This window comes from Duganella dendranthematis (genome assembly GCF_012849375.1).
Taxonomy (GTDB): Bacteria; Pseudomonadota; Gammaproteobacteria; order Burkholderiales; family Burkholderiaceae_D; genus Rugamonas; species Rugamonas dendranthematis.
Genome location: NZ_CP051684.1, coordinates 3,243,487 through 3,269,148, shown reverse-complemented (window position 1 = coordinate 3,269,148; position 25,662 = coordinate 3,243,487). Strand labels below are relative to the sequence as shown.

Annotated in this window: 19 protein-coding genes, 2 rRNA genes and 1 riboswitch; of the genes, 15 read left to right on the top strand and 6 right to left on the bottom strand. The window is 62.2% G+C overall.

Going from position 1 to position 25,662, the window contains the following annotated elements; translation table 11 throughout:
- The first annotated feature begins 281 nt into the window (after nt 1-281).
- From cobT to bluB, 14 genes are all read left to right on the top strand, one after another.
- Complete coding sequence (gene cobT, locus HH213_RS14845) at nt 282-1,307, top strand: nicotinate-nucleotide--dimethylbenzimidazole phosphoribosyltransferase (RefSeq protein ID WP_169112725.1); 1,026 nt, start codon at nt 282-284, stop codon at nt 1,305-1,307.
- A gap of 14 nt (nt 1,308-1,321) precedes the next feature.
- Nucleotides 1,322-2,104 (top strand): adenosylcobinamide-GDP ribazoletransferase, encoded by a 783-nt coding sequence (locus HH213_RS14840; protein WP_169112724.1) that lies wholly within the window; start codon nt 1,322-1,324, stop codon nt 2,102-2,104.
- Nucleotides 2,101-2,634, top strand: a complete 534-nt coding sequence (locus tag HH213_RS14835) for a histidine phosphatase family protein (RefSeq protein ID WP_169112723.1) — start codon at nt 2,101-2,103, stop codon at nt 2,632-2,634. The genes HH213_RS14840 and HH213_RS14835 overlap by 4 nt, the downstream gene beginning before the upstream one ends.
- A riboswitch (cobalamin riboswitch) is annotated at nt 2,629-2,857 on the top strand. Its footprint overlaps the gene before it by 6 nt.
- Before the next feature lie 73 nt (nt 2,858-2,930).
- Nucleotides 2,931-4,787 (top strand): TonB-dependent receptor domain-containing protein, encoded by a 1,857-nt coding sequence (locus tag HH213_RS14830; RefSeq protein WP_169112722.1) that lies wholly within the window; start codon nt 2,931-2,933, stop codon nt 4,785-4,787.
- A 57-nt stretch (nt 4,788-4,844) separates the two neighbouring features.
- A complete protein-coding gene (locus HH213_RS14825) occupies nt 4,845-5,867 on the top strand; it encodes a FecCD family ABC transporter permease (protein WP_169112721.1) in 1,023 nt (340 codons plus the stop codon).
- Nucleotides 5,867-6,640 (top strand): ABC transporter ATP-binding protein, encoded by a 774-nt coding sequence (locus HH213_RS14820; protein WP_169115191.1) that lies wholly within the window; start codon nt 5,867-5,869, stop codon nt 6,638-6,640. Before HH213_RS14825 ends, HH213_RS14820 begins: the two co-directional genes overlap by 1 nt.
- Nucleotides 6,637-7,242 carry a cob(I)yrinic acid a,c-diamide adenosyltransferase gene (gene cobO, locus HH213_RS14815; protein ID WP_110850145.1) on the top strand — a complete coding sequence of 202 codons (606 nt, stop codon included), beginning with the start codon at nt 6,637-6,639 and terminating at the stop codon, nt 7,240-7,242. The genes HH213_RS14820 and cobO overlap by 4 nt, the downstream gene beginning before the upstream one ends.
- A complete protein-coding gene (locus HH213_RS14810) occupies nt 7,236-8,525 on the top strand; it encodes a cobyrinic acid a,c-diamide synthase CobB (protein WP_169112720.1) in 1,290 nt (429 codons plus the stop codon). Before cobO ends, HH213_RS14810 begins: the two co-directional genes overlap by 7 nt.
- Nucleotides 8,522-9,070, top strand: coding sequence for a bifunctional adenosylcobinamide kinase/adenosylcobinamide-phosphate guanylyltransferase (gene cobU, locus HH213_RS14805; RefSeq protein WP_169112719.1), 549 nt, complete (start codon nt 8,522-8,524; stop codon nt 9,068-9,070). The genes HH213_RS14810 and cobU overlap by 4 nt, the downstream gene beginning before the upstream one ends.
- Before the next feature lie 2 nt (nt 9,071-9,072).
- Entirely contained in the window at nt 9,073-10,032 is a 960-nt protein-coding gene (gene cbiB / locus HH213_RS14800; RefSeq protein ID WP_169112718.1) for an adenosylcobinamide-phosphate synthase CbiB, read from the top strand.
- On the top strand, nt 10,025-11,005 hold the full coding sequence (gene cobD, locus HH213_RS14795; RefSeq protein WP_169112717.1) for a threonine-phosphate decarboxylase CobD: 981 nt from the start codon (nt 10,025-10,027) through the stop codon (nt 11,003-11,005). Before cbiB ends, cobD begins: the two co-directional genes overlap by 8 nt.
- Complete coding sequence (locus HH213_RS14790) at nt 11,002-11,925, top strand: cobalamin-binding protein (RefSeq protein ID WP_371875704.1); 924 nt, start codon at nt 11,002-11,004, stop codon at nt 11,923-11,925. Before cobD ends, HH213_RS14790 begins: the two co-directional genes overlap by 4 nt.
- A 1-nt stretch (nt 11,926) precedes the next feature.
- On the top strand, nt 11,927-13,375 hold the full coding sequence (locus tag HH213_RS14785; RefSeq protein ID WP_169112716.1) for a cobyric acid synthase: 1,449 nt from the start codon (nt 11,927-11,929) through the stop codon (nt 13,373-13,375).
- Entirely contained in the window at nt 13,372-14,034 is a 663-nt protein-coding gene (gene bluB, locus HH213_RS14780; RefSeq protein WP_110850151.1) for a 5,6-dimethylbenzimidazole synthase, read from the top strand. Before HH213_RS14785 ends, bluB begins: the two co-directional genes overlap by 4 nt.
- On the opposite strand, the gene HH213_RS14775 is transcribed toward bluB, so the two are convergent.
- A complete protein-coding gene (locus HH213_RS14775) occupies nt 14,031-15,743 on the bottom strand; it encodes an alkaline phosphatase D family protein (protein ID WP_169112715.1) in 1,713 nt (570 codons plus the stop codon). The genes bluB and HH213_RS14775 overlap by 4 nt on opposite strands.
- A gap of 94 nt (nt 15,744-15,837) precedes the next feature.
- Between HH213_RS14775 and HH213_RS14770 the strand changes: the two genes are divergently transcribed.
- Nucleotides 15,838-17,268, top strand: a complete 1,431-nt coding sequence (locus HH213_RS14770) for a DHA2 family efflux MFS transporter permease subunit (protein ID WP_110850157.1) — start codon at nt 15,838-15,840, stop codon at nt 17,266-17,268.
- On the opposite strand, the gene HH213_RS14765 is transcribed toward HH213_RS14770, so the two are convergent.
- The 5 genes from HH213_RS14765 to HH213_RS14745 form a co-directional block, all read right to left on the bottom strand.
- The gene (locus HH213_RS14765; RefSeq protein ID WP_169112714.1) at nt 17,228-18,148 is read right to left on the bottom strand and encodes a phytanoyl-CoA dioxygenase family protein; all 921 of its coding nucleotides are present in this window, start codon (nt 18,146-18,148) and stop codon (nt 17,228-17,230) included. The two genes, HH213_RS14770 and HH213_RS14765, sit on opposite strands and share 41 nt — an antisense overlap.
- Nucleotides 18,149-18,215: 67 nt before the next feature.
- On the bottom strand, nt 18,216-20,219 hold the full coding sequence (locus HH213_RS14760) for a PEP-CTERM sorting domain-containing protein (RefSeq protein ID WP_169112713.1): 2,004 nt from the start codon (nt 20,217-20,219) through the stop codon (nt 18,216-18,218).
- Between the two features lie 105 nt (nt 20,220-20,324).
- Nucleotides 20,325-22,355 (bottom strand): esterase-like activity of phytase family protein, encoded by a 2,031-nt coding sequence (locus HH213_RS14755; RefSeq protein ID WP_169112712.1) that lies wholly within the window; start codon nt 22,353-22,355, stop codon nt 20,325-20,327.
- A gap of 116 nt (nt 22,356-22,471) precedes the next feature.
- Nucleotides 22,472-22,584 (bottom strand): 5S ribosomal RNA (gene rrf / locus HH213_RS14750).
- Nucleotides 22,585-22,702: 118 nt separating this feature from the next.
- Nucleotides 22,703-25,576, bottom strand: a 23S ribosomal RNA gene (locus HH213_RS14745).
- Nucleotides 25,577-25,662: the final 86 nt, after the last annotated feature.

Sequence of the window (25,662 nt, the reverse complement as noted above, 5' to 3'; positions counted from 1 at the left end):
TTTCTTTGTTGAGCATTTAATGCTTTTTGTTGCAGCACCAAATGCCCACACTTATCGACTGTAAATTTTTAAAGATCATTCTGTACTGCGTGCTAACAAAGCGTTTTGTTTGTCAGCGAAGAGGCAAGATTATGAGGCGTTTCGTACATCTCGTCAAGCTCTTCTTTTCCTCACTCAACGCTGCATTTGCATGTGTTGTTTCGTGAGGGACAGAATCATAACAAGGGCCGGCCAGTCTGGCAAGGGTAGAATACGAAATTCTTCGATTCATATGCAGCCTCATGTCCATCTCCCCTACTCATAACGAAGCACTCGCCGCCCAACTCGACCGCGCTATTAATAACAAGACCAAGCCGCTGGGCAGCCTGGGCGTGCTGGAGGCACTGGCCAGGCAAATCGGCCTGATCCAGAACACCCGCGACATCGCACTGACCAAGCCTTCTATATTGGTGTTCGCCGCCGACCACGGTGTGGTGGCAGAAGGCATCTCCGCCTACCCGCAGGACGTGACCTGGCAAATGGTCGAGAACTTCCTGGCGCGCGGCGCCGCCATCAATGTGTTTGCCACCCAGAACCATTGCGAGCTGCGCGTCATCGACGCCGGCGTCAATCACGACTTCGGCCCACGCGACGGCCTGACCGACCGCAAGCTGGCGCACGGCACCCGCAACTTCGCCAACGAACCGGCGATGAGCCGCGATCTGTGCCAGACCGCGCTGGCGGCCGGCATGGCGCTGGCGTCAGAACTGGAAGGCAATGTGGTCGGCTTCGGCGAAATGGGCATCGGTAACACCACCGCCGCCGCTGCGCTGATGCACAAGTTGACCGGCATCCCGGTAGCGCAATGCGTCGGCGCCGGCACCGGCCTGTCGGCCGACGGCATCCTGCATAAACAACGCGTGATCGAGGCGGCAGTCGACAGGCACGCTCACGCCACCGAGGCGCTAGACGTGTTGGCCACTTTCGGCGGGCTGGAAATCGCCATGATGGCCGGCGCCATGCTGAAGGCGGCGGAACTGCGCAAGATCCTGCTGATCGACGGCTTTATCGTCACCAGCGCGCTGCTGGTCGCCGCCCGCATGCATCCCGCGATCCTGGACTACTGCGTGTTCGCCCACTGCTCCGACGAAAACGGCCACAAACAAATGCTCGACGCGCTGGGCGCCAAACCGCTGCTGAACCTCGGCCTGCGCCTCGGCGAAGGCACCGGCTGCGCGCTGGCGCTGCCGCTGCTGCACGCCGCCGTCAACTTCCTGAACCAGATGGCCACCTTCGAGTCGGCCCAGGTCAGCGAAAAGTCCGAGTAAGGCCGATACACAGCATGCACCAGCTACGCCTGTTCTTCACCGCGCTGCAGTTCTTTACCCGCCTGCCGATTCCACGCTGGGTGGGTTTCGATCCTGCGTGGCTCAACCAGGCCTCGCGCTATTTCCCGCTGGTTGGCCTGGTGGTGGCGCTGATCACTGGCGCGGCGTACGCGGTGGCTGCGTGGTTCCTGCCGGCCCCGGTGGCGGTGGTCATCTCCACCGCCGTCGGCATCTATGCCACCGGTGCCTTCCACGAAGACGGCTTTGCCGATATGTGCGACGGCTTCGGTGGCGGCATGACGCCGGAGCGCGTGCTGGAGATCATGAAGGATTCGCGCATCGGCGCGTATGGCGCCATCGGCACTATTTGCATGCTGGGCCTCAAGCTGGTGACGCTGTCCATGCTGCCGCCGCTGGCCGTCATCGGTGCGTTACTGGTGGCGCATCCCCTTTCGCGCCTGATGGCGACCTCGCTGATCTGGCGTCTCGACTACGCGCGCGCCGAAGGCAAGGCCAAGCCGCTGGCGCAAAAAATGCGCGGCACCGAATTCCTGATCGCCGCCATCACGTCCATCGTGGCGGCGCTGGTAGTCATTGAGTTGCGCTGGCTGCCGCCGGCCGCGCTGGTCAGCGGCGTGATTGTCGCCGCCATCGCCACCTGGTGGCTGGCGCGCAAATGCGTGCGCCGCATCGGTGGCTACACGGGCGACTGCCTCGGCGCAGTCCAGCAAGTCACTGAAGTTATGTTCTACCTGTGCGCGCTGGCCAGCTTCCAGCATGGCGCGCTGCCGGTATGAAGCTGATATTGGTCCGCCACCCGCAGCCGCTGGTGGCGCCGGGCTTCTGCTACGGCAGCACCGACCTCGCCATCGCGCCGGGCCAGCTGGAACAGACACTGGCCGCGCTCCAGCTGCCAGCCGGCCTGCCTATCTACTCAAGTCCCCTGCGCCGCTGCGCCGAACTGGCCGCGCGCCTGACGCCCACGCCACACTACGACAGCCGCCTGGTGGAGATGCACTTCGGCGCATGGGAGATGCAGCCATGGGACAGCATCCCGCGCGCCGACATCGACGCCTGGGCCGCCGACATGGTCCACTACCATCCCGGCGGCGGCGAAAGCGTGCTGCAAATGGCCGAACGGATCAGCGCCTTCTATAGAGACGTGCAGCGCCAGCACGCCCAGGCCATCATCATCTGCCACGCCGGCGCCATGCGTTTGCTGAGCGCCTGCCACGCCGGACTTCCCCCTGCGGCGATGGGGCTGCAAGCCGCGCAAGCCGCCCATCAAATTGCTTACGGCGCCACGTTGACCCTGAACCCCGTATAATGTCCGGGTTTTGGTGCTCGCGTGCCTGTCCAGGCGCGCAGTTAAACGGGAAACACGAAGCGATACAAAAACGCTAACGTGTGCTGCCCCCGCAACGGTAAACAAGTGTCGCAATCTTTGTTCAGCGCGACAAACCTCCTCCAGCAACCACTGTGCTACGGCATGGGAAGGTGAGGCGGTGCCACTTGTCAGCCCGGATACCGGCCAAACCAGGTGGAAGCGACGTCAATGCCGCGCTTCTGTTCACAATTGGCCCACGGGGACGTCGGCCAGTTGGCATTAATAGAAAACATATCATGACCCTTCGTATTTCCCGTCCTGCGACCCTGACGTCGCTGGCATTCGCCATGGCCGCCTGCTATGCGCACGCTGAACCAGTTACCGCCACCGACGCCGTTGTCGTCACCGCCACCCGCACGCCACAGCCGCTGGCCAACGTCATCAGCGACACCATCACCATCGGCCCTGAGCAGATCGCCGCAGCCGGCGCCGGTTCTATCGTCGACCTGCTGCAACGCCAGCGCGGCATCGAGATCGCCCGCAACGGCGGGGCCGGCACCGCATCCAGCGTCTACATCCGCGGCGCCAACAGCAATCAGAACATCGTACTGGTCGACGGCGTGCGTATCGGCTCCTCGACCACCGGCGCCGCTAACTGGAGCGCGATTCCGCTGACCGCCATCGACCATATCGAAATCGTCTACGGCCCACTGAGCTCCCTGTACGGCGCCGACGCCATCGGCGGCGTGATCCAGATCTTCACCAAGAAAGGCCAAGGCGCGCCGACACTGACGGCCTTCGCAGGCTACGGCAGCGACAAGACGCGCGAAGCCGACGCCACGCTGTCCGGCGCCACCGGCGGTGAGCATAGCTTCACCTACGCCATCAGCGCGGGTAAGGAAAAATCGGACGGCTTCTCGGCCACGCGTCCAGGCATCACCTCGTACAACGCGGACCGCGACGGCTACGACAAGGAAAACGTTTCCGGCCAGTTCGGCGTGCAGATCGCCCCAGGCTACGAAACCGGCGCGCTGTTCTTGCACAGCAAACTCGAATCGCAGTACGACAGCGGCGCTTCCGCCTACGATGTGCGCAGCAAGGCAGAATTGGAAACCGCCGCCGTCTATGGCAAGGCCAAGTTCCTGCCGAACGTCGACACCCTGCTGCAATATTCGGAAAGCCGGGACAAGGGCCAAAACTGGAGCAGCGCCGCCGCAGCCGGTTACTCGCGCATCGACACCAAGCAGACCGACATCACGCTGCAAAACGACGTGCGCATCGGCGCCGACGTGCTGCAACTGCTGTACGATCACCGCAAGGAAGAAGTATCGACCAACGGCGACACTGCGCTGAACCGCGACCGCACCACCAACGCGTGGGCCGCTTCCTACAACGCGCGCCGTGGCGCCAGCCTGCTGAACGCCAGCATCCGCCGCGATAACTCGGTGTACGGCTCGAAAAACACCGGCTCGATCGGCTACGGCTACGACATCACCTCGCAGCTGCGCGCCACCGCCAGCTACGGCACCAGCTTCCGCGCGCCGACCTACAACGAGTTGTATTACTCGGGCTACGGCAATCCAGCCAACAAGCCGGAACAGGGCAAGAATGCGGAACTCGGCCTGCGCTGGGATGACGGCGTCAATGCAGTCAGCGCCAGCTACTATCACAACCGGTTGACCGACCTGCTGGTCAGCACCACACCTTGCCCCTACGCCGGCTACAAATCCAGCTGCGTCTACAACGTCAACGAGGCGCTGCTGGAAGGCGTGACCATCGCCGGCGCGACCCGCGTGGCGGGCGTCAACCTGGCCGCCAACCTTGACCTGCAAGATCCAAAGGACGAGACCAGCGGCAAGCGCCTGGCGCGTCGCGCCAAAAAGCACGGCAACGTGACCGCCGACTACAGCATCGGCGCGCTGAAGACCGGCGTGGAGCTGGAATTCTCCGGCGACCGCTTTGACGATGCGGCCAACAAGAATCGCCTGGGCGGCTACGGTCTGGTGAATCTGTACGCCACCTACAGCTTCACGCGTGACTGGTCGGCGCTGGTCCGCTGGAACAACATCGGCGACAAGCAATACGATCTGGCGCGCTTCTACGTCACACCGGGTTCCAAGGTGTTTGCCGGACTGCGTTACGGCTACAAATAATGGTGTAACCTGCCGGGGTTGAATTCCCGTCCCGGCAGTTCTTTTTGAAAGCAGTGCATGCATTCTTTCTCCCGCAATCTGCAACAGCGCGCCGCCATCACCATGGCCGGCCTGCTGCTGTTCGCGTTTGCCGGCCTGATTTTTTCGGGCATGACCGGTTCGGTCCCTATTCCGTTTTCCGATATTCCCGCAGCGCTCAATGAGCTGCTGCATGGCCAGACCGCCTCGCTGGCGGCCACGCTGCTCGACCTGCGCCTTAGCCGCGCGGTGTCCGCTTTCGTCACCGGCGCCGCGCTCTCGCTGGCCGGCGCGATGATGCAGGCGCTGTTGCGCAACCCGCTGGCCGATCCCTATGTCCTTGGCTTGTCCGCCGGCGCCTCGGTCGGCGCGCTGGCCGCGCTGCTGTTCATGTGCGCCGCCTGGATGGTGGATGCCGCCGCATTCGGCGGCGCCGTCGCCGTCTCGATGATGCTGTATGTGCTGGCCCGGCGCGACCTGCGCGGCGGCACGGCGGCGGAAGGCGGCACCGCGCTGCTGCTGTTGACCGGCGCGATTCTGTCCTCCGCCTGCATGGCGATGGTGACGCTGATGCTGTCCATCGCGCCGGAGAGCCGCCTGCGCGGCATGGTGTTCTGGATCATCGGCGACCTGTCTGGCACGCAGATGCGCTGGATGCCATGGGTGGTGCTGATCGCCTCCCTGGCCTTCGCCCTGCGCAACGCGCGCGCCATGAACGTGATGGCGCTGCACGCGGAAGCCGCCGCCACGCTGGGCATCCGCGTCGGCGCGCTGCGCAAAGGCCTGTTCTTCGTCTCCGGCCTACTGACCGCCAGCGCCGTCACCAGCGCCGGCAGCATCGGCTTCGTTGGCCTGATCGTGCCGCACGCCTGCCGCTTTGCGGTCGGTCCCGATCACCGCATATTGATCCCGGCCGCCACCATCGGCGGCGGCACCTTCCTGATGCTGGCCGATACCTTGGCCCGCACCGCCATCGCGCCGCAGCAGCTGCCGGTCGGCGTGGTGACCGCGCTGATCGGCGCGCCGGTGTTCCTGTACCAACTGCACCGCCTGCGCAAATGATGATCAGCACCCACCAACTTTCACTGAGCGCCGGCCAGCGCCAGCTGGTCAAGGATCTCGACTGGCAGGTGCGCGAAGGCGAATGCTGGAGCATTATCGGCCGCAATGGCGCCGGCAAGAGCACCTTGATGCGCGCGCTGGCGGGGCTGCGTCCGCCGGAAGCCGGTCACGTGTCGCTAAACGGCCGTCCGCTGGCCGAATGGCCGCTGGAAGAACTAGCGCGCCAGCGCGCCTTCCTGGCGCAGAGCCGCAGCGACGCCTTTTCCTACAGCGTGATCGAAACTGTATTGTCGGCGCGCCATCCGTATCACGGCAACCGCTACTGGGAAGATAGCGACGATCACGCCATCGCCATCCAATCGCTGGAAGCGATGGAAGTTGCCGAACTGAAGTCGCGCGACGTGCGTACGCTGTCCGGCGGCGAACGCCAGCGGGTAGCGATTGCCGCCATGCTGGCGCAGGACACGCCGCTGCTGCTGCTGGACGAACCGGCCAACGCGCTCGATCTGGCGCACCAGGTCAGCGTAATGAGCATCCTCGCGCGCCTGTGCCGCGAACAAGGCAAGACCGCCGTCATGATCGGTCATGACCTGACGCTGGCGCACAGCGTTTCCACCCACGCGCTGCTGCTGAAGGGTGACGGCCGCTGGCTGTCCGGCACACGAGAAGATGTGATGCAGGCCGGCCTGCTCGGCGACTATCTCGGCCACCCTATCGAAGCTATCCAGCACGGCAAGCGCACGATATTCATCCCCAAAGAGGAAACCCAATGAGCGACGACATCAACGAACGCCATCGCGTGCGCATGGAACGCAAGAAGGCGATCATCGACGCCAAAATCGCCGCCGCCGACAAACAGATCGGCATCATCATCGTCAACACCGGCAACGGCAAGGGAAAAAGCTCCAGCGCCTTCGGCATGGCCATCCGCGCCATGGGCCACGGCATGAAGGTCGGCGTGGTGCAGTTCATCAAAGGCGCTTTGCAGACTGGCGAGGAACGCTTCCTGCGCCGCTTCCCGGAGGAGATCAGCTTTCACGCCATGGGCGAAGGCTACACCTGGGAGACGCAGAACCGCGAACGCGATATCGACAAGGCGCTGCTGGCGTGGGAACAGGCGAAACTATTCCTCGCCGATCCCGAAATCGGCCTGGTGGTGTTCGATGAGCTGAACATCGCCCTCAAATACAAATACCTGGACGTCGATACCGTCATCAACGACCTGCTGGCGCGTCCAGCATTACAGCACGTGGTCATCACCGGCCGTGGCGCGCCACCGGAACTCATCGAGATCGCCGACACCGTCACCGAAATGGCAGTGGTGAAGCACGCCTTCAAGGCAGGCATCGGCGCGCAGGCGGGGACCGAATGGTAAAGGCACTGCTGATCGCCGCCGTCTCTTCGGGACAAGGCAAGACCACCGTCACGGCCGCACTGGCGCGCAAGCTGGTCCGGCTAGGCAAGCGCGTACGCGTGTTCAAATGCGGCCCGGATTTCATCGACCCGATGCTGCTGGAACGCGCCAGCGGCGCACCGGTGCGTTCGCTCGACCTGTGGATGGTTGGCCAGGAACTGTGCAGCCAGCAGCTGTCGCAAGCAGCCGTTGAGGCAGACGTGATCCTGATCGAAGGCGTCATGGGTTTATATGACGGCACGCCCTCTTCCGCCGACCTGGCGCGCGCCTTCGGCGTGCCGGTAATGGCGGTGATCGACGCCGGCTCGATGGCGCAAACCGCCGGAGCGCTGGTGCACGGCCTGCGCGACTACGGTCCAGTGGAGATGGCCGGCGTGATCGCTAACCGCATCGCCAGCGAAGGCCACGCCAAGATGGTGGCCACCTCGCTGCGCGACATTCCGCTGTTCGCCACGCTACCCAAACAAACGCGCTCGCTGCCGGAACGCCATCTGGGCCTGGTGCTGCCAGGTGAAGTCAATGATATCGACCAATTACTGGACAACCTGGCCGACCAACTGGCGTTTGACGAAACCGCGTGGAACCAGCTGCGTGAGGTGGACATCGCCCCGGCGCCCGCCGGCGAAGCGCTGCCTGCAACGCTGGCCGGCAAAACCGTCGCCATCGCGCGTGATGCGGCTTTCATGTTCCTGTATCCGGCCAATGTCGACATGCTGCGCGCGCTCGGCGCGACGCTGACCTTCTTCTCGCCGCTGGCCAACGAGCCGGTGCCGGCGCAAGCCGATGCGGTTTATCTGCCCGGCGGTTATCCTGAATTACATGCGGAACAGCTGTCGCAAGCCGCCGCATGGCAGGCCTCGATCCGCGCCGCCCATGCAGCCGGCACGCCCATCGTCGCCGAATGCGGCGGCATGATGGCGCTGGCCGATACGCTGGCCGACCAAGCCGGCGCAGTATGGAATATGGCCGGCCTGCTGCCCGGCGCTGTGGCAATGCAGCCACGTTTGGCCGGTCTCGGATCGCAAGGCCTGCCGACGCCACAGGGCGTCCTGCGCGGTCACACTTTTCACTACTCCAAACTGGAGACCAAAGTGGAGCCAGCGGCGTACACTGTCAAACATCCCTCCGCTATACAGGGCGAAGCCTGGTATCGCGTTGGATCGCTGACGGCTTCGTATTTCCACGCCTATTTCCCATCCAATCCGGCGGCAGTCGCCGCCTTGTTCTTGAGGAGTGAGACATGACACGTACACTGGTTCTGGGCGGTGCGCGCTCGGGCAAAAGCGCCTACGCAGAGCGCCTGGCCGCCGAATCGGGCAAGGAAGTGGTTTACATCGCCACCGCCACCGCAGGCGATAGCGAAATGGCGTCGCGCATCGCGCACCACCGCGCCGGCCGTCCCGCCGAATGGATCACCGTCGAAGAGCCGCTGGCACTCGGCAACCAGCTGCTGCGCTGGTCCTCGCCGGAACGGCTGATCATGGTGGATTGCCTGACGCTCTGGCTCAGCAACCTGCTGTTCAGCGGCGGCCAGGAATATCCGGACGTCGGCGCGATCGCGCTGCCCGCCCTGTTCCACGAACAGCAGGACATGCTGGCCAGCGCGCTGACCAAGTGCGCCAGCGACGTGGTGCTGGTGTCGAACGAAGTTGGCCTGGGCATCATGCCGATGGGCGCCGTGTCGCGCTGCTTCATGGACGAGCAGGGTCGCCTGAACCAGTCCGTCGCCGCCATCTGCGACCGCGCGGTGTTCGTCGCCGCCGGCCTGCCGCTGGTCTTAAAAGGATAACTGTGCTGAGTGGATTGAGTTTTTCCACCATCGCGCTGTTGATGGTGGTGGGCGTGCTACTGGATTTATGGTGGGGCGAAGTGCGCCGCTGGCATCCGCTGGTTGGTTTCGGCAATTGGGCCATCGCGCTGGAGCGCCGCCTGAACAAAAACGACCAGCGCTTCGCGCGCGGCGTACTGGCCTGGATGCTGGCCGTGCTGCCGCTCACCGCACTGGCCGCGCTGCTGGTGTGGGTGATTGCCCTGCCGCCGGCGCAAGCCGCCGCTCACGTCATGATGCTCTACTTCTGCCTCGGCATGCGCAGCCTGCGCGACCATAATCTGCCAATCGCCGACGCGCTGGCGCGGCACGACCTGCCGAATGCGCGCCGTCTCACCTCCTACATTGTCAGCCGCGATACCACCAGCGCCAGCGAAGTGGAACTGACCAAGGCCAGCGCCGAATCGCTACTGGAGAACGGCAACGACGCCGTATTCGGCACGCTGTTCTGGTTTATCGTCGCCGGCGGTCCGGGCGCGGTGCTGTTCCGCATGGCGAATACGCTGGATGCGATGTGGGGCTATCGCACGCCGCGCTTCCTGCAATTCGGCTGCGCCGCCGCGCGCATCGACGATGCACTCAATTACATTCCCGCGCGCTTGACGGCACTATCTTATGTGCTGCTGGCGCCTGGTCTGCAAGGCAAGCGCCGCGCATGGCAGTGCTGGCGCGCGCAAGCGCCGACCTGGGATAGCCCGAACGCCGGCCCGGTGATGTCCAGCGGCGCCGGCGCGCTGGGCGTGCAGCTGGGCGGTGCGGCGATTTATCACGGCGAACTTGAACACCGTCCGACGCTGGGCGACGGTCCGCCCGCAGTCGGCGCGGACATCAACCGCGCCTGGCAACTGGTGGCCCGTACCACGGCGCTGTGGCTGGCCGTTGCCTGCACTGCTGCGATACTGATGGAGTACGCACATGCTTGAACACGGCGGCAATCTGCGCGACGCCGCGAAGCGCTTCGGCCGCGATGACTGGGTCGATCTGTCGACCGGCATCAATCCGCGCTGGTATCCCGCGCCGCAGGTAGCCGGCAATGCGTGGCACCGGCTGCCGGAACCTGATCCGGCGCTGCTCACAGCGGCGGAAGCTTTCTACGGCGCGTCGCAGATGCTGCCGGTGGCCGGCACACAGGCGGCGATACAGGCGCTGCCTCGCCTGCGTGCGCCATCACGGGTGGCAGTCAGCGCACCATCCTACGCCGAACACGCCCATCACTGGGCCGGCCACGGACACACCATGACGCTGACGCCATACGACGAGCTGCCGGCGGCCGTCGCGCAGCATGACGTACTGGTGGTCGTCAATCCAAACAATCCCACCGGCGCGGTAGTGCCGGCGGTGCAGCTGCTGGAATGGGCCGACCAATTGGCCGCGCGCGGCGGCTGGCTGGTGGTGGACGAAGCGTTTGGCGATACGGCGCAAGAAAACAGCGTGGCGGCCCACACGGCGCGGCCAGGGCTGATCGTACTGCGCTCCGTCGGCAAGTTTTTCGGACTGGCCGGCATCCGGCTCGGCTTCGTCGCCGCGCATGAAGATCTCCTGCGCGACCTGGCCGACCTGCTGGGACCATGGACCATCAGCGGCCCGGCGCAACAGATCGCCCATGCGGCGCTGAGCGACAAGGCATGGCAGGCCGCCACCCGCGCAGAACTGCACGCCAACGGCGAACGCCTGCGCGCGCTGCTGGCCGCACATGGCGTCCAGTCCAGCGGCACGCCGCTATTCCAGTGGTGGGCCGAAGCGCAGCCGGAAGCGTTCTGGCAGCACATGGCGCAACGCGGTATCTGGGTACGACTCTTTACACAAGCGGCACGCGGCATCCGCCTCGGCCTGCCGCCGGACGAAGCAGGCTGGCAGCGCCTGCACGCAGCACTCAACGAATGGAGCAAACGATGAACACCAACCCGACCAAGCAACGCAGCACGGCCTCGCTGGCGATGCGCATGGCTTCCGCCGCGCTGCTTGCCGCGACTGTGGGTGTCGCTGCCTCCGCGGCACCGATCACCGTGCGCGATGATGACGGCAACGTCGTCACGCTGCAAAAGCCGGCGCAGCGCGTGATCGCCATGGCGCCGCATGTGACAGAGCTCCTGTTCGCTGCCGGCGCGGGCGACAAGATCGTCGGCGCCGTCACCTACAGCGACTACCCGGAAGCCGCCAAGAAAATCCCGCGTGTCGGCGACAACCGCCTGATCGACATGGAACGCGTGGCCGCCATGAAGCCAGACCTGATCGTGATCTGGATGCACGGCGGTTTTGAGCGCCAGATCGAGGGCCTGCGCAAACTGGGTGTGCCGCTATTCCATAGCGAGCCGACCAAACTGGAAGGCATCGCCGACAATGTTGAGCGGCTCGGCCAGTTGATGGGCACCGACAGCGTCGCCAACGCCACCGCCGCCGACATCCGCCAGCAATTCGCCACGCTGACCAAGCAGTATTCCAACCGCCCGCCGGTGCGCCTGTTCTATCAAGTGTGGGACAAGCCGCTGTACACGCTGAACGGCAAATCCATCGTCAGCGACTCGATCCGCCTGTGCGGCGGCGTCAACATCTTCGCCGACCAGAAAGTCACCGCGCCGGTGGTCAGCATCGAATCGGTACTGCAAGCAAATCCGGAAGCCATCATCGGCACCAGCGAAAAAGACTACGGCAGCGTCGATCTGTGGAAGCCATACGGCACGCTGCTGGCGGTCCAGAAGAACAACCTGTTCCGGCTGGACGGCGATCAGCTGAACCGCGCCGGCCCGCGCATGTTGGCCGGCACCAAAGCCCTGTGTGAAAAAATCGACGAAGCCCGCCAGCATCGCAAGAATTGATATGAGCTTCCCCTACTCCACCCTGATGATCCAGGGGACCACCTCGGACGCCGGCAAAAGCACGGTCGTGGCGGCGCTATGCCGCCTGCTCAAACGCCGAGGCGTGCGCGTGGTACCGTTCAAGCCGCAGAACATGGCGCTCAACAGCGCCGTCACAGCGGACGGCGGCGAAATCGGCCGCGCGCAAGCGCTGCAAGCCATCGCCGCCGGCCTGGCGCCGCACACCGATATGAATCCGATCCTGCTCAAACCATCGAGCGACATCGGCGCGCAAGTCATCATCCACGGCAAAGTACGGGCCGAGATGAACGCCCGCGATTATCACCAATACAAAACCGTCGCCATGCAGGCGGTGCTCGAATCGCATGAGCGCCTGCTGCAGCAATACGACTGCGTGATGGTGGAAGGCGCCGGCAGCCCGGCCGAAATCAACCTGCGCGACCGCGACATCGCCAACATGGGCTTCGCCGAAAAGGTCGACTGCCCGGTGATACTGGTGGCGGACATCGACCGTGGCGGCGTGTTCGCCCACATTGTCGGCACGCTTTCCTGCCTGTCGGAGAGCGAACGGCGGCGCACCATCGGCTTCGTCATCAACCGCTTCCGCGGCGACATCAAGCTGCTGGAACCTGGCCTGGATTGGCTGGAGCAGCAAACCGGCAAGCCGGTGCTGGCGGTGCTGCCCTACCTGCATGGCCTGTTCCTCGACGCCGAAGACGCCGTGCAGCCGGTGCAAGCCTCGCGCGGCGCGTTCCGCGTGGCGGTCCCCAGCATGCCGCGCATGAGCAACCACACCGACTTCGACGCGCTGCGCGCCCACCCGGACGTCGACCTGCACTTCGTGCGCGAAGGCCAGCCGATACCGCAAGCTGACCTGATCATCCTCCCCGGCAGCAAGAACACGCGCGGCGACCTGGCCTGGCTGCGCGCGCAAGGCTGGGAGGCGCACATCCAGCGCCACCTGCGCTACGGCGGCAAGGTGATCGGCGTCTGCGGCGGCTTCCAGATGCTGGGCCGCGAAGTCACCGATCCGCTGGGCATGGAAGGCAAGGCCGGCGTGTCACCGGCACTCGGCCTGCTCGACATGGCCACCGAAATGAGTCCGGAAAAGCGGCTGATGCAGGTACAGGGCGTATGCGCTTTCGGCGACACCCAGGCGCCGGTTATTGGCTATGAAATCCACATGGGCGTTTCTACCGGCGGCGCGTTAGCCACGCCGGCCTTCTTCATCGACGGCCGGCCGGAAGGCGCGCTGTCGGCGGACGGCCAGATCCTCGGTACTTATCTGCACGGCCTGTTCGACACACCGCAAGCCATCAGCGCCCTGCTGCAATGGGCCGGCCTCAATTCGGACAACACCGTGGACACCTCGGCCCTGCGCGAAGCCAGCCTGGATCGCATCGCCGACGCCACGCAGCCACTTCTCGATGCACTGATCGCACTCAAATGAATCCGCACGCCTACAGCGACGCCGAAGTCTCCGGCGTCTACCGCGCCATCCGCGAACGCCGCGATGTGCGCCACTTCAAACCAGGGCCGCTGGAACCGGGCCAGCTGGAACGCTTCCTCGGCGCCGCCCACCATGGCCCCAGCGTCGGCTACATGCAGCCATGGCGCTTCGTCCGCATTACCGATGCAGCGCTGCGCGCCCGCATCCACCAGCATGTGAACGAAGAGCGTATCAAGACCGCTGAAGCGCTGGGGCAGCGCGCCGACGATTTCATGAAGCTCAAGGTGGAAGGCATACTCGATTGTGCGGAAGTGCTGGTGGTGGGCCTGATCGACAAGCGCGATCAATACATCTTCGGCCGTCGCACCATGCCGGAGATGGATCTCGCATCGGCCGCCTGCGCGCTACAAAACTTCTGGCTGGCCGCCCGCGCGGAAGGCATCGGCGCCGGCTGGGTGTCGATGTTCGATCCACAGCGGCTGCGCGACATCGTCGGCATGCCGGAAGGCAGCCAGCCGATCGCCGTGCTGTGCGTCGGCCAGGTGCACGAGTTCTACACCGCGCCGATGCTGGAACTGGAAAAATGGGACCAGCGCCGCCCGCTCACCGAGATCCTGTTCGAAAACCGCTGGGACAACACAGCGGCTTCATCTACCTAAGCGCCCTGGCATTCCTCGATGCGGCGGTTGCCCGGCCCCGGCAGCACGCGCAGGCTGCGCTCCGTCGCCGCCGTGTACTCATGCTTGAACACCGTATCGACAAAGCGCCAGTCGCAGCGGACCTGCTCATGGCTGGCGGTGACAATCATGTAGCCGCGCTTGCTGGTCTGCGCGTAGTACAGCGGTTCGATCAGCTCCACCATCATGTTCGCCACGTCTTCCGGATCGCGGTCCGGGTACGCGCCCTCCATCCCCGGCGATGACACCGATGCCGTCGCAAACTCCACGCCCACCTGCTTGCCCTGCGCGTCGTGCAGATCGCTGGCCCAGGCATTGTGCGTATCGCCGGCCAATACCACCAGGTTCTTGCGGTGCTTCTGCATCATCTCGAATACATGTTCGCGGTCGGCCTGATAACCATCCCAGGAATCCAGATAGCACGGCAAGGTAGATCCGGACAACCAGCGCTGCTGCCTGGCGTCGATGCAGGACGGATCGGCAGCCGCGCGCTTTTTCAACGCCGCATAGTCGGAGCGATTGCATTCGCCCATCACCACGGCGGTCGGATACTCCATACGCGCCATCAGCACCTGCTGTCCCAGCATCTGCCAGCGCGCAGTGGAGCGGTTGACTTGCCCTTCCAGCCAGGCCATCTGCTCATGGCCGAGCATCTGGCGGCGTGGCGAACAGACATCCTGCTTGTACTTCTCCACATCGAAATGTTTGTGTTCGTCGTAGTAGGACGACATCATCAGCTGCTGATCGCGCGCGATCAATCGCGTATCCAGCATGTGCAGCGAGACGATGCCGCCGAAATCGAACGAACGATAAATCTTGTCTGGCGCCTCCATGTCCGGCACGCGGATCGGCATCCACTCGTGGTACGCCGTCAGCGCCGCCTGTTTCCGCAGCGCGAACGGTCCGTATTTGCTGGTCTTGTGATCGACCGAGCCATCGCGCCAGGTGTCGTCGGCGAACTCGTGATCGTCCCACACGGCGATAAAGGGCATGGCAGCATGCACCGCCTGCAGGTCGGGATCGGAACGGTACTGCGCATAGCGGCGGCGATAATCCTCCAGCCGCAGCAGCAGTTCGCGCGGCTCGGACAGACGTCCCAGCGTCTCCGCATTGCCGCAGGCGTAGCCGGTACTTTCGTATTCGTAGATGTAGTCGCCGATATGCAGCGCGGCGTCGACGTCGTTCTGGCGCGCCGCGTCGGCATAGACGTTGAAATACCCGGCCGGATAATTCGAGCACGAGAACACCGCCAGCTTGACCTGGCGCGCATCGCCACGCGGCAGCGTCTTGGTGCGGCCCACCACCGACTTGTCGCCATCCACCGCAAACTGATAATAGTAGACGTGCCCCGGCAGCAGCCCGGCCGCATCCACCTTCACCGTATAGTCCTGCTGCGCGGACGTGAACACACTGCCATGCGCGATCACCTGCTGCATGGACGCATCTGTCGCCATCTGCCAGCGCACGGCGATGTCGCCCGCATGTGCCGGTGTCACGCGGGTCCACAGGATCACACGGTCGCGCAAAGGATCGCCGCTCGCCACGCCATGCCGGAAGCCGGCCGCCACGCCATCGGCCATGCCGGAGGCAGTGCTGGTGCAGCCGCCCAGGCCCGCCGCGCCAACGCCCAACAGCGCGGTGGACGCGGCCATCTGGCGGATAAAAGTGCGGCGTGGTGGCTTGATCTCCATGTCTACTCCCAAAGGGTCTGGCGATGTTCGCAACTTACCCGCCAATCGTGACGCCCTTATGACGACGGTGTTTGTTTTGTGTGACAATCACACCATGAACGCCATCGCCACCGCCTCCGCCAAGCGCTACCTGCCCTGGGTCGTCGCTACTACCCTCTTCATGGAGCAGCTGGACTCCACCGTCGTCAACACTGCCATCCCCGCGATGGCGGCTAGCCTGAATGTCACGCCACTGAGCCTGAAGGCGGTGGTCACCAGCTACATTCTCAGTCTGGCGGTGTCGATTCCCGTCAGCGGCTGGATGGCGGACCGCTTCGGCACGCGCCGCGTGTTCATGACCGCGATTGCCATTTTTACTATCGCTTCGGTGCTGTGCGGCCTGTCGGTCAACTCACCGATGCTGGTGGCGTCACGGCTGCTGCAAGGCTTTGGCGCGGCGATGATGATGCCGGTCGGGCGCCTGACCATCGTCCGCACCTTCCCCAAGAACGAGCTGCTGGCGGCGATGAACTTCGTCATCATCCCGGCGCTGATCGGTCCATTGCTCGGCCCCACCATCGGTGGCCTGATCGTGCACTGGATGACGTGGCGTGACATCTTCTTCATCAATGTGCCGGTGGCGCTGGTGGCGCTGTTCCTCGCAAACAAACACATGCCCGACTACCGCGAAGACAATCCGCGGCCGCTGGATTTCGTTGGACTGGTTTTATTCGGCACCGGTATCGCGCTGCTGTCATGGCTGCTGGAAGTGTTCGGCGAACATAAGCTGGACGTGACCTCCGCCTCTGTGCTGCTGTTTATCTCCTGTGCGCTGCTGGCAGCTTACGTGTGGCATGCGCAGGATGCGGAATTCCCCTTGCTGCGACTGGCCTTGTTCAAGATCCGCACCTTCCGCGTATCGGTGGCCGGCGGCTTCGTCACGCGCATCGGCGTCGGCGGCCTGCCTTTCCTGCTGCCGCTGCTGTATCAATTGGGCCTCGGCCTGCCGGCCTGGCAATCGGGCTTGCTGATGATGCCGTCCGCTGCGGCGGCCATGGGCATGAAGGCGATCGCGTCACGGGTGCTGGGGCGCTTCGGCTACCGCCAGGTGCTGACGGTGAACACGCTGCTGATCGGCGTCACCATCAGCATGTTCACCTTTGTGCAGCAAGGCACGCCGTTGTACGTGATTGTAGCGATCAGCCTGTGCCTGGGCTTCTTCAATTCGCTGCAATTCTCCAGCATGAACACCATCGCCTACGCCGATGTGGATGGCACCAATTCCAGCATGGCCAGCACCATCGCCAGCTCGATGCAGCAGCTGTCGGCCAGCTTTGGCCTGGCCGCCGGCTCGCTGATCACCGGCTGGTTCCTCGGCGATCTGCCGCAGTCCAATCGCGTGGCGCTGACTTCCGCGCTGCATCACGCCTTCCTGGCATTGGCTGTACTGACGGTGCTGTCGTCGTTCACCTTCTGGACCTTGCGCAAGACCGACGGCGAAGCCATCAGCCATGCCAAGCAGAGGGACGAAGAATCAGGCGATTGACGTAGGGGTCCAATTCCAGCGGCCCTTGATAGCGCTCCGGCGCGTAGCGGTAGGCGTAACTCGGTAGCAGCGAATACTGGATTTGTAGCATCAGGCGCGGTTGCAAGGCCGGCGCCGCACCCTTGTGGATACCGGCGGTGTCCACCGCGAAGCAGAAGCCGCGCGTGCCGGTGGCGATCAGCAGCATGTCGGCGCTGTGGGCGTTGGAGATCTCGCTGTCGCTGTAGAAGCGCAGCCGCATCGGCGCCTGTGTCAGGTGGCTGCCGTGCAGATAGACGTGCGGCCCGGCGCCGTCATCCACATCGGTCAGGTAGACCAGCACTTTCAGATAGCGCCAATCCTCGGAATCGCGGTGGAAGGCTTGCAAGGCGCTGTCGTCACCCGGCACCGGAAACGACCAGCGCAAACCCAGCGCGGAAATGGTCGGCTTGCACTCCATGTAGCGCGCAGCCAAACCCAGCAGCGGTGGGCTATTCGCCAAGGCCAAAATATGCGGACATGCAATCACATCGCGCAAATGATAATCCGCCACGCGCACCCCTTCCGCGCGCTGGGCCAGCGTGAAGCCGGGACGCTCGCGGTCGCGATCGGTCAAGAGCTTGTCGCTGAGCCAGGCGCGGATTTCATCGCACTGCATGCCATCCAGCAGATTGCCGAGCGGCGCGTATCCGCTATGCCGCAAGTCGGCCAGCGCCACCTCTTCGGCCGGCGTGGCAGCGTACAACTCCTTGCCGGCACCTTGGCGCATCCGCACCGCACCGCTCAGCGCGCGCACCACCAGCCGGCGCAGCGTGGGATAGGTCACGATGCGCTGACTGTAATACAACAAACTTTGGAGCGGGGCAAAACGGCGGCCGGGTTTCAGCTGCGCATATTCCATTCGGCTTTCCTCACAGGGTCATCCCTGAGAAGGTAGCAATCTGGCGGCCAGCCCGCCTTGATATCGGCTAAACCTTGGTGCGGCGGCGACGCGACATCACGCCCATCAGCCCCAGGCCGGCACACAGCATGGCGTAGGTGCCTGGCTCCGGCACGGCGGCCAGCACCGTGGTGTAAGTGCCATCGTAGGCGTAGGTCGCGCCGGCACCGTTGATTTGGGTAGCGCCCAGCAAGGCGAGGAAGCCGGCGTCGGCCGAATAATCGCCCAGCAGGCGGAAGGCGTAGATGCCCGAGGCCGCTTCGGTGAAGCTCAGCGTCTTGCCGCTGACAATCGCGCCCAGGCCGCCAAAGGTCAGCGACGAGCCGCCCAGCAGCACCGACGAATCGCCGGTCAGCGACAGTCTGGCAAAGGTCTGGCCTTGCGTGCCGGCGTTGGTCAGGCGCAGCGTGCCGCCATTCAGCGCGAGCGCGCTGTTAGCGGACAGCCGCTGTGCGCCATCCAGCGTCAGCACGCCGCCGCTCAGCTGCGTGGTGCCGCTGTAGCTGCTGACACCGGAGAACGTCACATTGCCGCTCTGGATTTCCACCTTGCTGAAATTGCTGATCGCGCCGGCGTAGGCAAAGCTTTTGCCGGCGCCGGCAGTGATGGTCAGCGTATTCTGGCTGCCGCTGCCGCCGTTGATGCTGCCGCTAACGGCGCCGCCGGTAATCGTCACGCTGTTCTTGCCGCTGCCCAGTTCGATCGCCTTGCCGCTGCTGGCACCGTTAATGATGCCGCCGCTCACGATGACCGTATTGTCGGCATTACCGAGGATGGCGGCATTGAGCGCGCCGCCGCCGAAGATCGATGCGCCGCTGTTGTTGTAGATCGTCACCGTGTGGCCGCTGGCCAAGCCCACCACCACGATGCCCGAATCGCTCTGGCCACGGATCACGCCGCCGCTGAGGTTGGCGATGGTGGCGTCGGCATACAAGCCTTCACGTCCGCCGGCAGCGAGGTCGTTGCCGGCCAGGGTAATGCCGCGTCCCACCGCATTGGTGTTGCCGGCGCTGACCAGGCCTTCGATCAGGCCCGAATTGCTGATGCGGCCACCGCCCACGCTGATGCCTTCGCTGAACGCCATGCCGTCGGCCACCGCACTGAAGGCGTTGATCGAACGGATGGTGCCGCCGTTGGTGATGTCGACCACGCCGTCCACATCAATGCCGTCGCCATCGCCGGTAATGCCCTGGCCGGTGATGGTGCCGTTGTTGACGATGAGGGCCAGCTGCTTGCTGTTGAAGCCGTCTATATTGATGCCGGAACCGTTCAGGCCGCTGATGGTGGCGCCGGCGCTGTTGCTCACGTTGAGCGCGAAGGCGGTGGCAGTATCCAGCTGGGCGCCGGTAATACCGTGCCGGCCGCCTTCGATCAAGCCGCCCGACAGATTAAATACCTGCAAGCCGGAGGCGTTTTGCGCATCGATGGCGTCGCTGCCTTTGCCGTCGGACTTGGTGATGTTGGACTGGATCTTGCCGCTGTTGTTGACCACGCCGTTGACGCCGGTACGCACCGCATCGGCGTCGGTGGCCTTAAGTAGGCCGCCGGCCAGGTTGTTGATCACGTTGGCCCCACTGGTAATGGTGCCGAAGTCCACCGCCTGCGCGCCGCCGGCGCTGGCATTCAGCGAAATCATCGAACCGGAATTGTTCAGGGTGACGCCGGCCTTGGCCTTGTTCATCTGAATCACATCGGCGTCGGCGGTCTGCATCAGCGCGCCGGCGGCGTTGTTGATGGTCAGGTTCTTGACGCCGGTGTTGTCGCGGATCGCGCGGCCGGTGCCGGTCTGCAGGATGGTGCCGAAGTTGTTCAGCGTGGCGTTATCACCTGTAATGGTGATGGCGACTTTGTCGTCGCCATTGGTCAGCGAACTGCCTGCCGAGATCGTGCCCTTGTCGCCAGTGCTCAGCGTTTGCAGGGTCTTGCTGGCGCCGTTGACGGTGAAGTCGGCCGCAGCCGCCATCCCCATCGGCAAGGCTGCAAGCAGCAGGAATTGAATGGCAGAGGCAGATTTCGGCAGTGCGATTGACATGGTGGCGTCCCGTTGGAGTTATGAGCAAACGTGCAATATCCCATAGAGTTATTACAAGCTTGTGACAACTATGTGACGGGACGCCTCCCGCGCCGCGTTTAAAACTTAGAACGTCGTCAGCGCCTTGCCGAACTTGATCAGCCACAGGCGGCTTGGACGCTCCGCATCCGTGCCGCGCGCCACGCGAATGCTGTTGGCGGCATTGCAGCCAGCCGCGCTGCTGGTGATGATGACGCCGTTCGCATCGATATTGCACTTGGTGACATCGGCATCTTCAATCGCTTTGCCGCTGGCATCGAACACCTTGGTCTTCATGCCGAAGTCGTTATCGTTGGCCAGTGCCAGGGTGTTGCCGTCAACAATGGTCAGACCTTCGGCTTTCTCCGCCAGCCAGCCGATAGCGTTCAGATCCAGCAACAGGGTTTTCTTCAGCGTGGTCACGGCTTTCCAGTCTGCACCGTTGACGGCTACGCCGCCCATGCTGCTCTTCTCCAGGTCGGACGTGGTGACGTTGAAGCCGGCCGCCGCGATATCGGTCGCTGCGCCGATCTCCACCAGCATCAGCTTGTTGAACACTTTGCCGCTCGGCGCCGCGCCCTGCTCGATCACGATGAACTTGCCGTTGCCCAGCGCGACCACGTCGCCCAGTTTGGCATTGCCGGTACGGCCATCCTGGTAATCGGCGCCGTCCAGCGGATAGGCGTACATCTTGCCGGCCTTGCCACTGGTTGGATCGAACTCGGTCCAGCGGGTGAAGCGCGCATAGCGTTCGATCAGCTCGCTTTTGCCGGTGACGGTATAAGTGGTGCTGCCGTCGGTCAGCGGGCTTTGCAGGAAGCCGTGCAGCTTGTCGGTACTGGTGTCCAGCGCCAGGCCTTCCATGCCGCGGTTGGCGCGGCGTTTCAGGAAGATGTCCGGCAGGCCGCTGCCTGGTGCGTATTTGTTCAGAATGATGCCGGTGGCCGGATCGATTTTGACGATGAACGGGCCGTACTCATCCGATACCCACAGCACGTTACGCTTCTTATCGACGACGATAGCTTCCGTATCGAGGCCGTTAGGATCAAACGTGGCTTTGCTGTTGGGGTTGTATTTCATCTCGTCCATCACTGGCAGTTCGGCTGAATTACCGACTGTGCCAGGTGGAATCGCCAGGCCGGAAGTCTTCACGGTGGCCGATGCCTTGATCGGCGTGGACGACGTCAGTACCGCGCCGCTCTTGCCGACTGTGATGACGCCGAACGCTGGCGCAAAGCTCGGCGACGGGAAGATCTTTGCGCCAGTGACGCCGGAGCCGTTCAGCGATGGCAGGTTAGGACCATCGCCATTCGGGCCGCGGTCGGTCAGGCCGTAGAACTCCAGGTCACCATTAGCGTTGGTGCCCTTGAACGCCAGCGAAGACCCGTACGATGGCAGGAAGCCCAGCGGGAATTCTTCCTTAACCTTGGCGTTGGCGCCTTCGTATGGAATGTAATAGCTGGCGGCCGCCTGCATCTGGTAGCGGGTAACGGTCACCGCGACCGCGCCCAGTGGCGTGGTCTGGCTGAAGCTTTCGTTGACCGGCGCGCCCAGCTTGGAGGCCAGCGTGTCTTCAAAGTGTTCGCGCACCAGCGCGCGGCGGGTGTCGTCAATGGTGCGAGCGGCGTACTTGGCGCCGGCGGCGGCCAGGTTGGCGTTCATCGCGGTGTTGAAGACATCGGCGGCGGCGGTAAAGTCGGCGGTCTTGGCGGCCAGTGCGGTTTTCACGTCGGCGTTCAGCTTGATGCCGTTGGATGGATCGCTGTCGTCATCCAGCAATTGCAACGCCAGCAGGCGGTTGATGACTTTGACGTTCTTGATGTCGGTGGTGCCGGCCAGTTCCAGCGGCGTGATGCTCGGCGCGCACAGTGCGCTGCCCAGGTTGATGCCGCCGACGCTGAAGGTGACGGTATCGCCAGCGTAGCAGGTATATTCGCCCTTGGCATTGGTGGCGGCCTTGGCGGAGGCACCGGAGACATAGTCCAGGTTCTCTACCGTGTTGTCCAGAAAGACGCCGGTGATCGATGGTTTAGCGGCCGGTTGGCTGCTGCTATCGCTGCCACCGCAGCCTGCCAGGACGGAAAATACGGCAAGCGACACCAAGGAGAATTTTTTCATGCTGATCTCTACTCTAATTATAAGATCAGCAAGCTTATCCACATCGTGTTACATAGCGATGACAGACGCGAAAAAGCCCCGACCGGATCACCGGAGGGGGCTTCTTCTAATAACTAGCTTGACGATAACCTACTTTCACACTGGTTGCAGCACTATCATCGGCGTAGAGTCGTTTCACGGTCCTGTTCGGGATGGGAAGGGGTGGGACCGACTTACTATGGTCATCAAGCTTTGACTTGTGTGCTCTGCAGCCAACGGCTGCACAGCGAATCTGGGAGAAGTAAAGTTTAGTTGTTGGGGTAGCACCACTCATCATCAGAGTAAATGCGTATAACCGTCAAGGTTATAGGGACAAGCCGTACGGGCAATTAGTATCAGTTAGCTTAATGCATTACTGCACTTCCACACCTGACCTATCAACGTCCTGGTCTCGAACGACCCTTCAAAGAGCTCAAGGCTCTGGGAAATCTCATCTTAAGGCAAGTTTCCCGCTTAGATGCTTTCAGCGGTTATCTCTTCCAGACTTAGCTACCCGGCAATGCCACTGGCGTGACAACCGGTACACCAGAGGTCTGTCCACTCCGGTCCTCTCGTACTAGGAGCAGCCCCCTTCAAATTTCCAACGCCCACGGCAGATAGGGACCAAACTGTCTCACGACGTTTTAAACCCAGCTCACGTACCACTTTAAATGGCGAACAGCCATACCCTTGGGACCGGCTACAGCCCCAGGATGTGATGAGCCGACATCGAGGTGCCAAACTCCCCCGTCGATATGAACTCTTGGGAGGAATCAGCCTGTTATCCCCAGAGTACCTTTTATCCGTTGAGCGATGGCCCTTCCATACAGAACCACCGGATCACTATGTCCTACTTTCGTACCTGCTCGACTTGTCAGTCTCGCAGTTAAGCACGCTTATGCCATTGCACTATCATCACGATGTCCGACCGTAATTAGCGTACCTTCGAACTCCTCCGTTACACTTTAGGAGGAGACCGCCCCAGTCAAACTGCCTACCATGCACTGTCCCCGATCCGGATAACGGACCAAGGTTAGAACCTCAAACAAACCAGGGTGGTATTTCAAGGTTGGCTCCACAGAAACTGGCGTTCCTGCTTCAAAGCCTCCCACCTATCCTACACAGATTGGTTCAAAGTCCAATGCAAAGCTACAGTAAAGGTTCATGGGGTCTTTCCGTCTAGCCGCGGGTAGATTGCATCATCACAAACATTTCAACTTCGCTGAGTCTCGGGAGGAGACAGTGTGGCCATCGTTACGCCATTCGTGCAGGTCGGAACTTACCCGACAAGGAATTTCGCTACCTTAGGACCGTTATAGTTACGGCCGCCGTTTACTGGGACTTCAATCAAGAGCTTGCACCCCATCATTTAATCTTCCAGCACCGGGCAGGCGTCACACCCTATACGTCCACTTTCGTGTTTGCAGAGTGCTGTGTTTTTATTAAACAGTCGCAGCCACCAGTTTATTGCAACCCGTTCGCCCTACTGAAGTAAATCAGCCAAGCTACAAGGGCGTACCTTTTCCCGAAGTTACGGTACCAATTTGCCGAGTTCCTTCTCCCGAGTTCTCTCAAGCGCCTTAGAATACTCATCTCGCCCACCTGTGTCGGTTTGCGGTACGGTCTCGTATGACTGAAGCTTAGAGGCTTTTCTTGGAACCACTTCCGATTGCTACGTGCACAAGTGCACTCGTCCCACTCCCTTGAATTACGCGCCCGGATTTGCCTAAGCGCCTTCTATGAAGCAGAAACTGACTATTCCAACAGTCAGACAACCTTCCGCGATCCGTCCCCCCATCGCATCATACGACGGTGCAGGAATATTAACCTGCTTCCCATCAGCTACGCATCTCTGCCTCGCCTTAGGGGCCGACTCACCCTGCTCCGATGAACGTTGAACAGGAAACCTTGGGCTTACGGCGTGGGGGCTTTTCACCCCCATTATCGCTACTCATGTCAGCATTCGCACTTCTGATACCTCCAGCATCCTTTACAAGACACCTTCGCAGGCTTACAGAACGCTCTCCTACCATATGCTAAAAGCATATCCGCAGCTTCGGTGACTGGCTTAGCCCCGTTACATCTTCCGCGCAGGACGACTCGATCAGTGAGCTATTACGCTTTCTTTAAATGATGGCTGCTTCTAAGCCAACATCCTGACTGTTTTAGCCTTCCCACTTCGTTTTCCACTTAGCCAATCTTTGGGACCTTAGCTGGCGGTCTGGGTTGTTTCCCTCTTGACGCCGGACGTTAGCACCCGACGTCTGTCTCCCAAGCTCGCACTCATCGGTATTCGGAGTTTGCAATGGTTTGGTAAGTCGCGATGACCCCCTAGCCATAACAGTGCTCTACCCCCGATGGTGATACTTGAGGCACTACCTAAATAGTTTTCGGAGAGAACCAGCTATTTCCAAGTTTGTTTAGCCTTTCACCCCTACCCACAGCTCATCCCCTAATTTTTCAACATTAGTGGGTTCGGACCTCCAGTGCGTGTTACCGCACCTTCATCCTGGCCATGAGTAGATCACTTGGTTTCGGGTCTACACCCAGCGACTATCGCCCTGTTCGGACTCGATTTCTCTACGGCTTCCCTATTCGGTTAACCTTGCCACTGAATGTAAGTCGCTGACCCATTATACAAAAGGTACGCAGTCACGGAACAAGTCCGCTCCTACTGTTTGTATGCACACGGTTTCAGGATCTATTTCACTCCCCTCCCGGGGTTCTTTTCGCCTTTCCCTCACGGTACTGGTTCACTATCGGTCGATTACGAGTATTTAGCCTTGGAGGATGGTCCCCCCATATTCAGACAGGATTTCTCGTGTCCCGCCCTACTTGTCGCACGCTTAGTACCACCGGTCTGATTTCATGTACGGGGCTATCACCCGCTATGGCTGCCATTTCCAGAGCATTCCATTATCAGTCCGACTATCACGTGCAGGCTCTTCCCATTTCGCTCGCCACTACTTTGGGAATCTCGGTTGATTTCTTTTCCTGCAGCTACTTAGATGTTTCAGTTCGCCGCGTTCGCTTCACACACCTATGTATTCAGTGAGTGATGACCTAAAAGGCCGGGTTTCCCCATTCGGAAATCTGCGGATCAAAGCTTGTTTGCTAGCTCCCCGCAGCTTATCGCAAGCTACTACGTCCTTCATCGCCTGTAATCGCCAAGGCATCCACCATGTGCACTTATTCACTTGTCCCTATAACCTTGACGGCTATAGTTCAAGCATTTACTACTTTGTGATGATGAGTTTTACTACCCAGGCATGTATCTGTCGACACACGC

Excerpts from the sequence above, each read along its gene's own strand:
- HH213_RS14825 (WP_169112721.1), top strand. The coding sequence starts at position 4,845 with ATGCATTCTTTCTCCCGCAATCTGCAACAGCGCGCCGCCATCACCATG.
- cobT (WP_169112725.1), top strand. The coding sequence starts at position 282 with ATGTCCATCTCCCCTACTCATAACGAAGCACTCGCCGCCCAACTCGAC.
- HH213_RS14760 (WP_169112713.1), bottom strand. The coding sequence starts at position 20,219 with ATGTCAATCGCACTGCCGAAATCTGCCTCTGCCATTCAATTCCTGCTG.
- cobO (WP_110850145.1), top strand. The coding sequence starts at position 6,637 with ATGAGCGACGACATCAACGAACGCCATCGCGTGCGCATGGAACGCAAG.
- HH213_RS14775 (WP_169112715.1), bottom strand. The coding sequence starts at position 15,743 with ATGGAGATCAAGCCACCACGCCGCACTTTTATCCGCCAGATGGCCGCG.
- HH213_RS14755 (WP_169112712.1), bottom strand. The coding sequence starts at position 22,355 with ATGAAAAAATTCTCCTTGGTGTCGCTTGCCGTATTTTCCGTCCTGGCA.
- HH213_RS14830 (WP_169112722.1), top strand. The coding sequence starts at position 2,931 with ATGACCCTTCGTATTTCCCGTCCTGCGACCCTGACGTCGCTGGCATTC.
- cobD (WP_169112717.1), top strand. The coding sequence starts at position 10,025 with ATGCTTGAACACGGCGGCAATCTGCGCGACGCCGCGAAGCGCTTCGGC.
- bluB (WP_110850151.1), top strand. The coding sequence starts at position 13,372 with ATGAATCCGCACGCCTACAGCGACGCCGAAGTCTCCGGCGTCTACCGC.
- HH213_RS14810 (WP_169112720.1), top strand. The coding sequence starts at position 7,236 with ATGGTAAAGGCACTGCTGATCGCCGCCGTCTCTTCGGGACAAGGCAAG.
- HH213_RS14835 (WP_169112723.1), top strand. The coding sequence starts at position 2,101 with ATGAAGCTGATATTGGTCCGCCACCCGCAGCCGCTGGTGGCGCCGGGC.
- HH213_RS14770 (WP_110850157.1), top strand. The coding sequence starts at position 15,838 with ATGAACGCCATCGCCACCGCCTCCGCCAAGCGCTACCTGCCCTGGGTC.
- HH213_RS14785 (WP_169112716.1), top strand. The coding sequence starts at position 11,927 with ATGAGCTTCCCCTACTCCACCCTGATGATCCAGGGGACCACCTCGGAC.
- HH213_RS14790 (WP_371875704.1), top strand. The coding sequence starts at position 11,002 with ATGAACACCAACCCGACCAAGCAACGCAGCACGGCCTCGCTGGCGATG.
- HH213_RS14820 (WP_169115191.1), top strand. The coding sequence starts at position 5,867 with ATGATCAGCACCCACCAACTTTCACTGAGCGCCGGCCAGCGCCAGCTG.
- HH213_RS14765 (WP_169112714.1), bottom strand. The coding sequence starts at position 18,148 with ATGGAATATGCGCAGCTGAAACCCGGCCGCCGTTTTGCCCCGCTCCAA.
- cobU (WP_169112719.1), top strand. The coding sequence starts at position 8,522 with ATGACACGTACACTGGTTCTGGGCGGTGCGCGCTCGGGCAAAAGCGCC.
- HH213_RS14840 (WP_169112724.1), top strand. The coding sequence starts at position 1,322 with ATGCACCAGCTACGCCTGTTCTTCACCGCGCTGCAGTTCTTTACCCGC.